This is a genomic window from Streptomyces sp. CNP082 (assembly GCF_059570535.1).
In genome coordinates this window covers 1-13,318 of sequence record NZ_JCANSZ010000029.1, presented here as the reverse complement: position 1 = coordinate 13,318, position 13,318 = coordinate 1, and the positions used below count along the sequence as shown (strand labels likewise).

Sequence of the window (13,318 nt, the reverse complement as noted above, 5' to 3'; positions counted from 1 at the left end):
GCGACGCATGCGAGCGGTGGTGCAGCGGGTGGACGGTGCGCGGGTCGAGGTCGGCGGCGAGACGGTCGGCGAGGTGACCGGGGAAGGGCTGTGCGTGCTCGTGGGCGTCACCCACGACGACACCTCCGCGAAGGCGGCCCGGCTCGCCCGCAAGCTGTGGACGCTGCGGGTGCTGCACGACGAGAAGTCATGCGCGGACATCTCGGCGCCGCTGCTCGTGATCAGCCAGTTCACGCTCTACGGCGACGCCCGCAAGGGGCGCCGGCCGACCTGGCAGGCGGCGGCGCCGGGGGAGGTCGCCGAGCCGCTGGTCGACGAGGTCGTGGCGCAGTTGCGGGCGCTGGGCGCCGAGGTCGCCACGGGCGTGTTCGGGGCGCGGATGCGGGTGACGCTGACGAACGACGGCCCGTTCACGGTGCTGGTCGAGGTCTGAGCCGTACGGGGCACGCGGCGGCGTACGGACCGCGGCGGCCCGCAACGGGCGTACGCACCCGGGAGGTTCGGGGGGGGCCGGGGGGCGTACGCGGCATCCGAGGCGCACGGGAGCACGCCCCCGCACCGGGGGCGCCGCCCCGGCCCGCGCCCCCCGCGCGGGCTCAGGGTTCGACCACGGTCTCCTGCGCCGCCGCCGTCTCGTCCGCCAGCAGCGCCGCGTCCGCCGGAACGTTCCGCTTCACCAGCGCCAGCGCGATCGGCCCCAGCTCGTGATGGCGTGCGGAGGTCGTGACGAAGCCCAGCTTGCGCCCCTCCTCCCCGTTCGCCAGCCGGATCACCGCGCCGTGCGGCGGCAGCGTCACCTCGCTGCCGTCGAGGTGCAGGAAGACCAGCCGGCGCGGCGGCCGGCCCAGGTTCTGCACCCGCGCGACCGTCTCCTGCCCCCGGTAGCACCCCTTCTCCAGGTGCACCGCCGTGCCTATCCAGCCCACCTCGTGCGGGATGGTGCGGTGGTCGGTCTCCAGGCCCAGGCGCGGCCGGTGCGCCGCCACCCGCAGCGCCTCGTACGCCAGCACCCCGGCCGGCGGGCCCGCCGTCGCGGCGAAGTCCGCCAGCGTCTCGCGCGGCAGGAACAGATCGCGCCCGTACGCCGTCTCGCGGACGGTCACGCCGTCGGGCGCCGCCGTGATCGAGCCGGCCGGCAGATGGACGACGGCGAGATCGCCCGTACGGTCCGCGATCTCCACCCGGTAGAAGAACTTCATGCTCTCCAGGTACGCGATGAGGTCCTTCTGCGTGCCCGGCTCGACGTGCGCCCACGTCGTCTCGCCGTCGTCGACGAGGTACAGCGCGTGCTCGATGTGCCCGTGGGCGGACAGCACCAGCGCCTCGGTGGCGTGCCCCGGCGCGAGCGCCTCCACGTGCTGCGTCAGCAGCAGGTGCAGCCAGCTCAGCCGGTCCTCGCCGGTGACCGAGACGACACCGCGGTGGGAGAGGTCCACGAAGCCCTCGCCGGCGTCCAGCGCGCGCTGCTCCCGGAAGAGATCGCCGTAGTGCGCGGCGACGCCCTCGTCGGGAGCCTCGGCGGCGACCGCCCCGGGCAGAGAGAGGAGGGGGGAAGGCGCGTTCATGCGTCCAGAGTACGTCCGGGCGGCCACCCGGGGTCACGGGCCGGATGCAGTCGCGGTCGAGTGTCTCAGGAGCGCGACGAGGCGGCGGTACCGGACGAATCGGGCGTACCGGATGCCGCGCAGGCCGCGCAGCGGCCGAGGATCGCGAAGTGCTGCACGTCGCTTTCGAACCCGAACCGCTCCCGCAGCGTCGCCGCGAACGGCTCCGCCACCGCGTTCTCCGCCTCGATCACCCGGTCGCAGACGCGGCACACGAGGTGCAGGTGGTGGTGGCGGTCGGCGATGTGGTACGTCGGCGGGCCGTGGCTGAGGTGCGCGTGGCTGACGAGGCCCAGCTCCTCCAGCAGTTCCAGCGTGCGGTAGACCGTGGAGATGTTGACGCCGGCGGCGGTCTTGCGGACCTCGCACAGGATGTCGTCGGGCGTCGCGTGCTCCAGGGAGTCGACCGCCTCCAGCACGAGCTGCCGCTGCGGCGTCAGGCGGTAGCCGCGCTCGCGCAGGTCGCGCTTCCAGTCGGTGGTCTCCACGGCTCAAGTGTATGAGCGTCGCGGCGGAAGCCCGGCCGGTTGCCGAAAGCCCGCCCCCGGGAGGCGGGCGCGCACGGCGGCTCAGCGGAAGAACGCGATCCCGTCGTCCGGGAGGTCCCCCAGGTCCTTCGCCCACTCCCGGGGGTTCACGACCTTCTTGAGCTGGGCCGACATGTACGGCCGCAGCTCCACCTCCGGTGTGGCCTTCTCGCCGACCCACATCAGATCGCCGTTCACGTACCCGTACAGCCGCTTGCCGCCCGCGTACGGCGGGGAGGCGGCGCTGCGCGCGACCGCGTCCGTGGCCAGGTCGAGCTGCGGCTTGCCCTCGGCCAGCTCGCCGTACCACACCTCGGCGACCCCCTGGTCGCGCACCATGACGGCCTCAAGCTGCCGGCCGGGCCGGATGCGCCAGTACCCGGACTCGCTCTCCAGCGGGCGCACCTTCTCGCCGTCCTCGTCGAGCACCCAGGTGTACGACGAGTACGCCAGGAAGTCCCGGCCGTCGTGGCCGAAGCGCACCTCCTGGCCGAAGTTGCACTTCTCGGCACCGGGGAAGTCGAAGACGCCCGCACCCTGCCAGTCGCCGAGGAGGAACGCCAGCGGGACCAGGTCCCGGTGCAGGTCGGAGGGGATTTCGATCGGCATCGTCAGCGCTGGCCCTGGTACAGCTTCTTCACGACCAGGCCGGCGAAGGCCAGTGTGCCGACGCAGACCAGCACAAGCAGGATGTCGAAGGTGACGACAAGCACGGGGGCGCTCCGTAACGGTGAGGGACGTACCGCCGCCGAGTCTAACCGCCGGGTCCGACAGGGGCCCGGCGGGCGTCAGCCGAGGAGCTGGTGCTGCAGGACCAGGGTCTGCTGGAACGGTACGAGCTCCGCCTCCTTCGGTGCCTCGACGGTGACGAGGCCCACGGTGTCGCCGGCGACGACGTACGCCTGCCGGACGTGCTCCTTGCCGCGCGGCTTCGGCTCGTCGTACACGTACAGCTCCACCTGCGGCAACTGGTCCTCGTCCGACCAGCGCTCGTCGACCGCCACCTCGGGGGCCCCGGTCAGGTCGCGCGCGGTGGAGATGCCGCCGGCCAACTGCTCGTCGTAGAAGTGGGCGGCGAGGGAGCCGGTGTTGAACTGCAGCAGGTAGATACGGGCGCGGGTGCCGTCGGGCATGGTCCAGCCGGTGGCCGCGATGTGGCGCACGGCGTCGTCGGTGAGCGCCTGGCGCAGCTCCGCGCGCTCCTCCTTGACGTAGACGGCGGCGAAGTCGGCGGGCGCCAGCCAGCCGTCGTCGGTCTTCAGCTCCTCGTCGTCCTCGGCGCCCGCGGGCGCGGGCAGCAGCAGGTCGCGGAGGTCGGCGTGGTGGATTTCGCCGGCGTTGGCGGGCGCGAACGGCGGCGGCTTGCCCTCGGGCAGCGCGGGCAGCTCAAGATCGGGGAAGTCCCAGCGGCCGTCCCCCTCGGTGGCCAGGCCCGGCAGGTCGCCGCGCTCGGCGCCGGTGACGGCGTACGCGGAGCCGAACGCGGCACCGGCGAGCAGGACGACGGCGGCGCCCCAGCGCAGGGCGGGGCGCAGCCACCGGCGGGGCGGCTTGGGGGCGGGGGGCTGGGGCTGCTGGGGCTGTCCCGCGTACGGGGACGGGGGCTGCTGGGCGTACGCGGGGGCGGGCTGTCCGGGGGCGGGCTGCGGCTGTGCCTGCTGCGGCTGTCCCTGCTGTGCGTACGCCGCCAGCGGCCGGGGCGCCGCGGGGTCCGGCTCGTAGCCGCTCATACCGCCCATGCCGCTCATATGGACTTCCCCGGGGCATCGATGTGGTCGAGCTGGTCCTCCAGGAGCCGCACCGCCCGCTCGCCGTGGCCGGCGGGTCCGTACGCGGTCGCCGTGACCAGCATGTCGCCCTTGGCCGCCGAGCAGGTCATCATGTCCACCCCGTCGCCCTCCAGGCTGACGGCGGTGTCGGGCAGCAGGAAGCACGCGGCGCTGTCGTGCCCCTTGACTTCCGGCCCCTCCTCAAGCTGGTCCAAGGTGCGCGTCAGCTCCTCCTGCACGGCCGCGAGTCCCGCCGCCGTGCCCTCGCTCGCGACCTCGGCGAGCTGCACCTCGACGACGAGGTCGAAGTCGTCGGCCGCGTAGGACCGCATGGCCATCCCCTTCAGCTCCAGGTCGTCGAGCGCGTCGAGCTGCAACTTCCGCTCGTCGGGCGGCAGTCCGCGCGCGCTCTGCTTGTAGACGGCCTGCGCCTGCTTGGCGGTCAGGACCGTGTCGTTGCCGAACCCGTCCATGTCGGGCCCCGGGTGGTAGCCCACCGGCATCGGCAGCAGGGCGTCGCCGATCGGGCCGCCGGGGGGCGCGGCGACGCCCGGGTTCTTGGCCGCGTCCCCGCCGTGCTTGTGGGGCTTCGCGGGCTTCTGCCAGACGTCGGTGGCGCCGGCGCCGCGGTCGGCGTCCCGCACCTTCAGCGTGGTGGCGACGACCCCGGTGGCCGCCGCCCCGGCGACGAGCACCGCGGCCAGCACGGCGAGCACGCGCCGCCCCCGCCCGGCCTTCGGCGGCGCCGGGGGTACGGGTCCGGGGGCGGCCGGCGGCTGCTGGGCGGGCGCGGGGTAGTGGGCGGTCAAAGGCGCTCCAACTGGCGTTCGGCGAGAGTCGTCAGGTCCTTCTCCTCGATCGGGGTGCTCTCGATCAGATAGATCTCCATCACGATGTCGCCGCGGCGCGCGAGGGCGATGCCCTGGTAGAGCGGCGGCAGCCCCGCCTCCTCGAACGGCTCTTCGGGGAAGTACGCCTTGCCGTCCGCGGAGCCCTTCAGCGTCACCGCCGGCACCTGGCCGCCCGACAGGCCGATGGACGAGAAGATCTGCTGGTTCTCCAGGTAGGACACGGACCCCGCCGCGGCGTCGTCGCGGAACTGAAGGAGGTTGATCATGACGATGGACTGGGTGGCGCCCTCCTTGCGCCAGGAGGTGTACGCGGTCCGCCGCAGCCCGTTCTCCAGCATGAAGGCCAGCAGGTCCCCGGGCGCACCCGTGTCGGCCACCACCTCGTACGGGGCGAGCCAGCCCTCCCCGTTCCCGCCGGTGTCCAGCTCGCTGTCGACGGTCCCGGCCGGCCGGGAGACGAGCAGCTCGCGCAGGTCGCCGTCGGTCTTCACCCGGCGGTCCTGCGCGGCGGACAGCGGCTCGGCCTCGTCGTCGGGCAGCGGGTCGCCGGGGTAGGCGAGGCCGGGCTGGTTGAGCGGGGGGAGCGGGGTCGGGGGGTTGCCGGCCTGCTCGGCGTAGCCGTACGTGACGCCGCCGAGGGCGCCGGCGAGCACGGCGGCGGCCAGCAGCAGGGCGGTGCGCAGCCCGCGGCGGCGGGGCCGGGCCGGGGCCGGCGGGGCGGGCCCGGTGCCGGCGGCCGGCCCGTACGCGCCCTGCCCCGCGCTCCCGTAGGCCTCCTGCGCCACGCCCCCGAACGTCCCGTACGGCGTGGTCCCCGGCGGCCGGGTGTCGGGCCTGATCGGCGTGAGCCGGGTCGTCGGCGGGTCGTCGGCCGGCGGCGGGCCGCCCGTTCCGTCGGGAAAGGTCACAAGCGCCCCCTGCTGCGGTCCATACATGTACAGCGCGTGTCACCGCGAGAATGTCACCCTCGTGGCCGTCCCTACAGTTGGGGGCATGGCCAAGAAGCTTGTGATCAAGGTGACCGCGGGTACGGACGCGCCGGAGCGCTGCTCCCAGGCGTTCACGGTGGCGGCCGTCGCCGTCGCCAGCGGGGTGGAGGTGTCGCTCTGGCTGACCGGTGAGTCCGCCTGGTTCGCGCTGCCCGGGCGGGCCGCGGAGTTCGACCTGCCGCACGCCGCGCCACTGCCGGAGCTGCTCGACGGGATACTGGCGGGCGGCCGGATCACGCTGTGCACGCAGTGCGCCGCCCGCCGCGGGATCGAGGAGAAGGACGTGCTGGAGGGCGTGCGGATCGCCGGGGCACAGGTGTTCGTCAGCGAGGCGATGGCCGACGGCACCCAGGCCCTCGTCTACTGAGCGCGCGTGCGCTGTCTCACTTCTCGTCCCACCATCTGTCGCCCGCCTCCCGCCGGTTCGCGAGGATCACCGCCACGGGCGGGAGGGAGGCCGCGACCACGCACATGACGACGGCCGCGGTTACGGAGAAGGGGTAGACGACGGCGCCGGCGAGCACGAACAGCAGCAGCGCGGTGCCCATGAGCAGGAAGTACCGCCTCCGGCGCCGCGGCTGACTGCGCGGCACGCGGGGGTCCGGCTGGACGGCCTGATGGCTAAAGCCCCGCATGCCTCCACGGTACGTCCGGGAGGCGGTGCGGGGCTTTCGCGCGGGCTTGTGCAGCCGCGCCCGTACGGCCGCGGCTGCGCGGCCCGCCCGGGCTCGGCTCGGGCTCTTTTCAGCCTCTTTTCAGCCTGGGCTCAGCCTCGGCTCAGATCGCGATCGCGACCTCCGCGAGCCCGCCCTGCTGGGCGACCACGGTGCGGTCGGCGGTGCCGCCGGGCACCAGGGCCCGTACGGTCCAAGTGCCCTCCGCGGCGTAGAACCGGAACTGGCCGGTGGCCGACGTCGGCACCTCGGCGGTGAACTCGCCCGAGGCGTCCAGCAGCCGCACGTAACCGGTGACGGGCTCGCCGTCGCGGGTCACGGAGCCCTGGATGGTGGTCTCGCCGGCCTTGACGTCGGCGGCGTCGGGGCCGCCTGCCTTGGCTCCGCACATCAGCAGTGGTGTCCTTTCTCGGGTGGGACCGGGCGGTCCGCGGTCAGTCCTCGGCGCCGAGCGCGATCGGCACGCCGACGAGCGAGCCGTACTCGGTCCAGGAGCCGTCGTAGTTCTTGACGTTCTCCTGGCCCAGCAGCTCGTGCAGCACGAACCAGGAGTGCGCGGAGCGCTCGCCGATGCGGCAGTAGGCGATGGTGTCCTTGGCCAGGTCCACGCCCGCGCCCTCGTACAGCTCCTTCAGCTCGTCGTCCGACCTGAAGGTGCCGTCGTCGTTGGCCGACTTCGACCACGGGATGTTCCGCGCGGTGGGCACGTGGCCGGGCCGCTGCGACTGCTCCTGCGGCAGGTGCGCGGGGGCCAGCAGCTTGCCGGAGAACTCGTCGGGGGAGCGGACGTCGACGAGGTTGAGGGTGCCGATCGCGGCCACGACGTCGTCGCGGAAGGCGCGGATCGAGGTGTCCTGCGGCTTGGCCTTGTACGCGGTGGCCGCGCGCTGCGGCACCGCGGCCACCAGGTCGCGGGAGTCCAGCTCCCACTTCTTGCGGCCGCCGTCGAGGAGCCTGACGTCGCCGTGGCCGTAGAGCTTGAAGTACCAGTAGGCGTACGCCGCGAACCAGTTGTTGTTGCCGCCGTAGAGGACGACCGTGTCGTCGTTGGCGATGCCGCGCTCGGACAGCAGCTTCTCGAAGCCGGCCTGGTCGACGAAGTCGCGGCGCACCGGGTCCTGGAGGTCGGTCCTCCAGTCGATGCGGACGGCGTTCTTGATGTGGTTCTTGTCGTAGGCGGCGGTGTCCTCGTCGACCTCGACGAGGACGACCTTCGGGTTGTCGAGGTTGGCCTCGACCCAGTCGGCGTCCACCAGGACGTCACTGCGGCTCATCTGCTTCTCTCCTCCGGAGCGCTGAGACAGGGGGTACGGGCGGGGTGTGCGCCCCGGCGCGCGCAGCAGGCAGCACGGGCGCCGGGGGCGGAGTCTGCGGACAGCCGGGCGGTCGGTGCGGGGGTACGGGGAAGCCCAGCCCGGCTGGGGGCGGGAGCTGCGGACCCGGACCCCGGTCAGGCGGTGCGACAGAGCATGGCGGCGACGCGGCACAGGTCGACGGCGCGCCGCTGGGTCAGGTGATCTGCCTGTCCCCGGGGGCGGGGACCGCTCATCGAGCACAGCATGCCGCCGATCGTACGGAGGGACGTGCGCATGTGTCACCGGTGTGTCGGATTATGAGACGTCTTCGTCCGTAATGTGGGATGGAAGGGTGGGCCGGGGGCGCGCGGGGAGCCGGTCGGGGGCTGGCGGGGGCGGGGTTTCTGCGGTACGGACGCGGCGGTCTCAGCTTGCGGACGCGGGGCGGGCGGCGGGGCGGGCGGCGGGGGCGGCGGGGACGTAGGGCGGCCGAACCGGGGCGGCGGGGGCGGGACGGTGCCGGTGCCGGTGCTGTGGCGCCTCAGTTGCCGGCCGAGCGTTCGTCGCCCAGCTCCACGTCCTCGCCGCTGCCCGTGACGACGATGCCGTCCTTGCCCACCTCGACGTCCGTCAGATGTATCCCCGGCGGCAGGTCCTCGATCGTCCAGTTGTAGTCCATGCGCTCGCGTACGTAGTCCTCCAGGCCGGGCACGCCCTTGAGGTTGTCCACCCCGGTCGCGCGCAGCCGGATCGTGTCGCCGTCGACCACGGTGACCTTCCCGAGCAGCGACTCCTCCAGCCGCTCGCCGAGGAACGACGCGCCGACCGTCGCCTTCACCTTGTTCTCGCCGGCCGCGCCCTTCCCGCCGTACGAGACGTTCACCACCGCCAGCGCCGCGGAGATGTCCTCGTACCTGATCGTCACCTTGCCGTCGGCCCGGTCCGCCGTCGCCCGGTCCCAGTGGTCGCCCTCGATCCGCACGCCCGCCAGGTCACCGCGCACCGTGTCCAGGCGCAGCGCCCGGCCGCTGCTGCTGACGGCGTCGACGCCGTCGATCCGTACGTCCACGGCCTCGAACTCGCGCGACATCGCCTGGGTCAGGAAGGGGAACCCCTTGATGTCGATCCCGGGCCGCTGGGAGAGCCCGTACTGCTTCTCGATGCGGTCGGCCGCGTCCGACTCGGCCATCCTGAGCGCGATGCGGTCGGCGGCCAGTGCGAGCACGCCGACCACGACCAGCACGATCACTGTGATCTTCGTGACCTTCGTGATCTTCAAAGCGCGCATCGGTTCTCCGCCCCCCGGTCGGTCGTGCCTGAGAGCTTAGACAGGTGTACGGCTCCGTACCCGCGGGTTGGCGGGAGCGGGGCCTTGCGGGTACGGGTCAGAGCAGCGCCAGCCCCAGCAGGTGGACCGCGGGCACCGAGAGCGTGAGCGGCAGGGAGACCCCGGCCGTCATGTGCACGAACCGCGACGGGTAGTCGTAGCTGGCCACCCGGACCGCGATGAGCACGCACACCCCGGCCGCCAGCCCCAGCAGCCCGCCCTCGGCGCCCATGTCCGTGCCGAGCCCCGCCGCGAGACCGCCGGCCCCGGCCGCGGCGACGGCGGCGACGGGCGAGGCGTTCGGCGGCAGCGGCACCGCGCGCCCCAGCGTCCCGGCGGCCACGGCGACGGCGCCGACGACGACGGCGTGCCGCTCGGCGGCGAGGTAGCCGGCGGCGAGGACGGCGAGGGCGGCGGCGGCGAGGGCCACGTTGAGCGCGGCGAGGCGCTCCTTGGGGGCCTGGGTGCTGCGCAGTTGGACGAGGGCGATGAGGAGGAACCAGCCGCCGAGGGAGCCGACCGCGGCGATCGTGGCGTCGTCCTCGTCGACGGCGAGGACGACGCCGGTCGCGGTGAGCCCGGCGGCTGCGGCCAGCGCGATGCCCTCGCGGGCGGGCCACATGCCGTTCAGCCGGAACCAGCCGGCGGCGGTGACGCCCTGGAGCAGGGCGACGGCGACGGCGAGCCCGGGGCGCGCGTCGAGCCCGGCGGCGACGGCGAGGAGGGCGGCGAGGACGGCGGTGAGCGCGGCGGGCTGGGGGCCGGGCGCTATGAGGACGGAGGTGCCCTCTTCGCGCAGCACCTCGGCGGGGGGCTTGGGACGGCGGGGGGCGGGGGCGCCGTAGAGGGTGCCGGTCTCGGGACCGCCGGGACCTGGGAAGCCACCGGCGGCGCCGGGGGCGCCGTACCGGCCGGCAGGGGGGACATCGGGGTGGGCGTCCACGTCGCCGGGGTGGGCGGGCGCGGGGGCGGGGGGCCCGGGGTGGGCTGCGGTGCCGGGGTGCCCGGCTGGGGCGCCGGGGTGGTTCGGCGCGGTGCCGGGGTGGCCGGCTGCGGCGCCGTGGGGGCCGGTCGCGTTGCCGTGGGCCCCGGTCGCGTCGCCCGGGTGGGCCGCGGCGCCGGGGTGGCTCGTGCCCGGACCGGGGGCGGGTGTGGCGCCGCGGTCCCAGCCGTCGGGCCACTGCGCACCGGCCCCGCCCGGGGGCTCGTGGCCGGTGACCGGCGGGAGGTAGGCGGTCTGCTCGGCGGCTGCTCCGGCGCCGGTGCCGCCGTACCCGGACGCGCCGTCGTCGGTCACCGGCGGCAGGTACGCCGTCTCATCGACGGCCCCCGCCCCCTGCGGAGCCGCGGCGCCGGTGCCGCCCCCGCCGTACGTCTGCGGGTGCCCGCCCTGGCCCGTACCCCCGCCGAGAGAGCCGTTGCCGTACGACCCCCCGGGCGCGGCCGGCTGCCCCGCACCGCCGTGCTCCCCACCGCTGCCGCTGTACGGCGCCGCGTGCCCGCCGGGCCGGCCCGCGTCCGCCGGGGCCTGGCCTCCGGCGTAGCCAGGGCCGTGTCCGCCGGCCTGCCCCCCGGCCGGGGAGCCGTGGCTGCCGCCGTACGACGTCTCCGGCGCGCCGCCGTAGGCGTCCGCGTACGGGCCCGGGTCCGGCACCGGTGGCAGGTATGCCGTCTGCTGGGCCGCCGCCGACTCCTCGTGCAGGGCCATCCCCAACTGCGTCTCCGGGCCGGCGTAGCCGTCGTCGCCCTGGCCCGCCGCCGGCGGGAACTGGGTGTGTCCGCTCGGAACGCCGGCTTCCGCGCCGTCGTCGCGCGGCTCCTCGTACGGGTCCCAGCCCGCAGCAGGCGCCGACGGGGCCGCCGACCACGGCGCGGGGTCGTGTCTCTGGTCGCTCATCGTGCGCCTAGCCTCCCGCGAACGGGGGCAGGACCTCAACCGTCCCCCCGTCCGGCAGCGCCACCCCCGCGTGGTCGCGCGCGCCCACCGCCTGCCCGTCCACCAGGAACGAGCACCGCGCCAGCACCCGCGCCAGCCCCTCCCCGTGCCGGTCCCTGGCCGCGGCCAGCGCCTCGGCCAGGGTGTCCGCCGCGTAGGGCTCCTCCGCGGTGCCCGCCGCGGCCTTGGCCGCCGCCCAGTACCGGATGGTGCCGTTGGCCGTCATGACGTGCGCGCTCCTTCGCGTCCCGGGCTCCCTCACGTGCTTCGTACGCCCCATCATGCCCTCGGCGAAATCGATGTCGCCCCGGGCAACCACCGACGTACGCTTCGACAGTGCTCGTCCGACTTCTCCGCGCGCATCTGCGCCCGTACCGCCGGGACATCGGCTGGGTGGTGGCGCTGCAGCTCATCGCGACCGTGACGACGCTCTACCTCCCCACACTCAACGCCGACATCATCAACCACGGCGTCATCCCCGGCGACAACGGCTACATCCTGCGCACCGGCGGCTGGATGACCGCCTTCAGCGTGGTGCAGTTCTGCGCGGCCGGCGGCGCCGTGTTCTTCGGCGCCCGTACGGCCAGCGCCCTCGGCCGCGACATGCGCGCCTCCGTCTTCGGCCGCGTGCAGTCCTTCTCCGCCCGCGAGATGGCCCGCTTCGGCGCCCCGTCCCTGATCACCCGCACCACGAACGACGTGCAGCAGATCCAGATGCTGGCCCTGATGACGTTCACGATGATGGTCGCGGCGCCGATCATGTGCGTCGGCGGCGTCGTCATGGCGCTCAACCAGGACGTGCCGCTGACGTCCCTGCTGCTGGTCGTCGTGCCGGCGGTGGGTGTCGTCGTGGGGTTGATCGTGCGCCGGATGCGCCCGCTGTTCCGCAGCATGCAGAAGCGCATCGACGAAGTGAACCGCATCATGCGCGAGCAGATCACCGGCATCCGCGTCATCCGCGCCTTCGTCCGCGACGGCCACGAGCGGCGCCGCTTCGGCAAGGCGAACGGCGACCTGATGGACGTGGGCGTACGGGCCGGCCGGCTGCTGGCGCTGCTGTTCCCGACCCCGATGCTCGCGGTGAACCTCTCCAGCGTCGCCGTCGTCTGGTTCGCGGCCGGGCGCATCGACAGCGGCGCCATGGACGTCGGCGCGCTGACGGCGTTCCTGTCCTACCTGATGTACATCCTCAGCAGCGTCATGATGGCCACCTTCATGTTCATGATGATCCCGCGCGCGGAGGTCTGCGCCGAGCGGATCCAGGAGGTGCTGGACACCTCCTCGTCCGTCGTCCCGCCCGCGGCCCCGGTGCCCGCGGCGGCCGAGCCGCGCGAGCGCGGCCGGCTCGACGTCCGCGGCGTCGAGTTCCGCTACCCGGGCGCCGAGGAGCCGGTGCTGAAGGACGTCGACCTGGTGGCCCGCCCGGGGCGTACGACGGCGGTCATCGGCAGTACGGGCAGCGGCAAGTCGACGCTGCTGGCCCTGGTGCCGCGGCTGTTCGACGCCACGGCGGGCGGCGTCGCGGTGGGCGGCGTGGACGTACGGGACCTCGATCCGGCGGCGCTGGCGCTGGCCATCGGATACGTGCCGCAGAAGCCGTACCTCTTCAGCGGCACCGTCGCGTCAAACCTCCGCTACGGAAAACCCGACGCCACCGAGGACGAGTTGTGGGACGCCCTGCGCACGGCGCAGGCCGCGGACTTCGTCAGCGCCATGGACGGCGGCCTCGACGCGCCGGTCGCCCAGGGCGGCTCGAACGTCTCCGGCGGCCAGCGGCAGCGCCTCGCGATCGCCCGCGCGCTGGTGCACCGGCCGGACATCTACCTCTTCGACGACTCCTTCTCCGCCCTCGACTACGCCACGGACGCCGCCCTGCGCGCGGCCCTCGCGCGCCGGCTCGGGGACGCGACGGTCGTGATCGTCGCCCAGCGGGTGGCCACGATCCGGGACGCGGACCGGATCGTGGTCCTGGACGAGGGCCGGGTGGCGGGCACGGGCACGCACGCGGAGCTGATGGCGGCGAACGGGACGTACCGCGAGATCGTGCTCTCCCAGCTCACCGAGAAGGAGGCCGCGGCATGAGTAGCCCTGTGTCAAGCCGCGTTCGGTTGATCTTGGTTGAGGAGGGTCTGGAGGGCTCTGTGCCGGGTGGGGTCGTAGGCGACGCCGTCTTGCCAGCAGTGCCAGATCACGAACAGCCAGGCGCGGGCGAGGATGCGGACGGCGTGTGGGTGGTCGTGTCCGCGGGTTCGGGCGCGGTTGTAGAGGCTGGCGGCCCAGGGGTTGGCGTGGCGGGAGTCTGCGGCGAAGTCGCAGACGGCGTCGCGGAGCTGTTTGTCGGCGGCC

Annotated in this window: 17 protein-coding genes; 3 read left to right on the top strand and 14 right to left on the bottom strand. The window is 74.1% G+C overall.

Translation table 11 applies throughout. The annotated features are described in order from the left end of the window. The first annotated feature begins 7 nt into the window (after window positions 1–7). Window positions 8–433 carry a D-aminoacyl-tRNA deacylase gene (gene dtd / locus B124_RS22095; RefSeq protein WP_496504647.1) on the top strand — a complete coding sequence of 142 codons (426 nt, stop codon included), beginning with the start codon at window positions 8–10 and terminating at the stop codon, window positions 431–433. A 163-nt stretch (window positions 434–596) separates the two neighbouring features. Here dtd and ygfZ read toward each other — a convergent pair whose 3' ends face one another. The 6 genes from ygfZ to B124_RS22065 all read right to left on the bottom strand — a co-directional run bounded on the left by ygfZ (window position 597) and on the right by B124_RS22065 (window position 5,659). After that, window positions 597–1,565, bottom strand: a complete 969-nt coding sequence (gene ygfZ / locus B124_RS22090) for a CAF17-like 4Fe-4S cluster assembly/insertion protein YgfZ (RefSeq protein ID WP_496504646.1) — start codon at window positions 1,563–1,565, stop codon at window positions 597–599. Window positions 1,566–1,630: 65 nt separating this feature from the next. After that, on the bottom strand, window positions 1,631–2,092 hold the full coding sequence (locus B124_RS22085) for a Fur family transcriptional regulator (protein ID WP_496504645.1): 462 nt from the start codon (window positions 2,090–2,092) through the stop codon (window positions 1,631–1,633). 81 nt (window positions 2,093–2,173) lie between these two features. Continuing rightward, complete coding sequence (locus B124_RS22080) at window positions 2,174–2,740, bottom strand: heme-binding beta-barrel domain-containing protein (RefSeq protein WP_496504644.1); 567 nt, start codon at window positions 2,738–2,740, stop codon at window positions 2,174–2,176. A gap of 179 nt (window positions 2,741–2,919) precedes the next feature. Then, window positions 2,920–3,879: a hypothetical protein gene (locus B124_RS22075; protein ID WP_496504643.1), complete on the bottom strand. Its 960-nt coding sequence runs from the start codon at window positions 3,877–3,879 to the stop codon at window positions 2,920–2,922. Continuing rightward, on the bottom strand, window positions 3,876–4,709 hold the full coding sequence (locus B124_RS22070; protein ID WP_496504642.1) for a hypothetical protein: 834 nt from the start codon (window positions 4,707–4,709) through the stop codon (window positions 3,876–3,878). The genes B124_RS22075 and B124_RS22070 overlap by 4 nt, the downstream gene beginning before the upstream one ends. Continuing rightward, window positions 4,706–5,659: a hypothetical protein gene (locus tag B124_RS22065; RefSeq protein ID WP_496504641.1), complete on the bottom strand. Its 954-nt coding sequence runs from the start codon at window positions 5,657–5,659 to the stop codon at window positions 4,706–4,708. Before B124_RS22065 ends, B124_RS22070 begins: the two co-directional genes overlap by 4 nt. A gap of 85 nt (window positions 5,660–5,744) precedes the next feature. On the opposite strand from B124_RS22065, the gene B124_RS22060 reads away from it, so the two are divergent. Further along, a complete protein-coding gene (locus B124_RS22060) occupies window positions 5,745–6,107 on the top strand; it encodes a DsrE family protein (RefSeq protein WP_496504640.1) in 363 nt (120 codons plus the stop codon). A gap of 16 nt (window positions 6,108–6,123) precedes the next feature. Here the strand turns inward: B124_RS22060 and B124_RS22055 are convergent, their stop codons facing one another. The 7 genes from B124_RS22055 to B124_RS22025 form a co-directional block, all read right to left on the bottom strand. Further along, complete coding sequence (locus tag B124_RS22055; protein ID WP_496504639.1) at window positions 6,124–6,375, bottom strand: DUF3099 domain-containing protein; 252 nt, start codon at window positions 6,373–6,375, stop codon at window positions 6,124–6,126. A gap of 142 nt (window positions 6,376–6,517) precedes the next feature. After that, complete coding sequence (locus B124_RS22050; protein WP_496504638.1) at window positions 6,518–6,805, bottom strand: DUF1416 domain-containing protein; 288 nt, start codon at window positions 6,803–6,805, stop codon at window positions 6,518–6,520. A gap of 43 nt (window positions 6,806–6,848) precedes the next feature. Further along, a complete protein-coding gene (locus B124_RS22045; protein ID WP_496504637.1) occupies window positions 6,849–7,688 on the bottom strand; it encodes a sulfurtransferase in 840 nt (279 codons plus the stop codon). 176 nt (window positions 7,689–7,864) lie between these two features. Beyond that, the gene (locus B124_RS22040) at window positions 7,865–7,963 is read right to left on the bottom strand and encodes a putative leader peptide (protein ID WP_367648459.1); all 99 of its coding nucleotides are present in this window, start codon (window positions 7,961–7,963) and stop codon (window positions 7,865–7,867) included. Between the two features lie 287 nt (window positions 7,964–8,250). Continuing rightward, complete coding sequence (locus tag B124_RS22035; protein WP_496504636.1) at window positions 8,251–8,997, bottom strand: LmeA family phospholipid-binding protein; 747 nt, start codon at window positions 8,995–8,997, stop codon at window positions 8,251–8,253. Window positions 8,998–9,094: 97 nt separating this feature from the next. Continuing rightward, the gene (locus B124_RS22030) at window positions 9,095–10,933 is read right to left on the bottom strand and encodes a hypothetical protein (protein WP_496504635.1); all 1,839 of its coding nucleotides are present in this window, start codon (window positions 10,931–10,933) and stop codon (window positions 9,095–9,097) included. Window positions 10,934–10,940: 7 nt separating this feature from the next. After that, window positions 10,941–11,198, bottom strand: a complete 258-nt coding sequence (locus B124_RS22025) for a MoaD/ThiS family protein (protein WP_496504634.1) — start codon at window positions 11,196–11,198, stop codon at window positions 10,941–10,943. A 110-nt stretch (window positions 11,199–11,308) separates the two neighbouring features. Between B124_RS22025 and B124_RS22020 the strand changes: the two genes are divergently transcribed. Continuing rightward, window positions 11,309–13,054, top strand: a complete 1,746-nt coding sequence (locus B124_RS22020; protein ID WP_496504633.1) for an ABC transporter ATP-binding protein — start codon at window positions 11,309–11,311, stop codon at window positions 13,052–13,054. A gap of 11 nt (window positions 13,055–13,065) precedes the next feature. Here the strand turns inward: B124_RS22020 and B124_RS22015 are convergent. Beyond that, the coding region (locus tag B124_RS22015) for a hypothetical protein (protein WP_496504632.1) at window positions 13,066–13,318 on the bottom strand (253 nt) is incomplete at its 5' end.

Excerpts from the sequence above, each read along its gene's own strand:
- B124_RS22050 (WP_496504638.1), bottom strand. The coding sequence starts at position 6,805 with ATGTGCGGAGCCAAGGCAGGCGGCCCCGACGCCGCCGACGTCAAGGCC.
- B124_RS22075 (WP_496504643.1), bottom strand. The coding sequence starts at position 3,879 with ATGAGCGGCATGGGCGGTATGAGCGGCTACGAGCCGGACCCCGCGGCG.
- B124_RS22040 (WP_367648459.1), bottom strand. The coding sequence starts at position 7,963 with ATGAGCGGTCCCCGCCCCCGGGGACAGGCAGATCACCTGACCCAGCGG.
- B124_RS22045 (WP_496504637.1), bottom strand. The coding sequence starts at position 7,688 with ATGAGCCGCAGTGACGTCCTGGTGGACGCCGACTGGGTCGAGGCCAAC.
- B124_RS22025 (WP_496504634.1), bottom strand. The coding sequence starts at position 11,198 with ATGACGGCCAACGGCACCATCCGGTACTGGGCGGCGGCCAAGGCCGCG.
- B124_RS22055 (WP_496504639.1), bottom strand. The coding sequence starts at position 6,375 with ATGCGGGGCTTTAGCCATCAGGCCGTCCAGCCGGACCCCCGCGTGCCG.
- B124_RS22080 (WP_496504644.1), bottom strand. The coding sequence starts at position 2,740 with ATGCCGATCGAAATCCCCTCCGACCTGCACCGGGACCTGGTCCCGCTG.
- ygfZ (WP_496504646.1), bottom strand. The coding sequence starts at position 1,565 with ATGAACGCGCCTTCCCCCCTCCTCTCTCTGCCCGGGGCGGTCGCCGCC.
- B124_RS22035 (WP_496504636.1), bottom strand. The coding sequence starts at position 8,997 with ATGCGCGCTTTGAAGATCACGAAGGTCACGAAGATCACAGTGATCGTG.
- B124_RS22030 (WP_496504635.1), bottom strand. The coding sequence starts at position 10,933 with ATGAGCGACCAGAGACACGACCCCGCGCCGTGGTCGGCGGCCCCGTCG.
- dtd (WP_496504647.1), top strand. The coding sequence starts at position 8 with ATGCGAGCGGTGGTGCAGCGGGTGGACGGTGCGCGGGTCGAGGTCGGC.
- B124_RS22060 (WP_496504640.1), top strand. The coding sequence starts at position 5,745 with ATGGCCAAGAAGCTTGTGATCAAGGTGACCGCGGGTACGGACGCGCCG.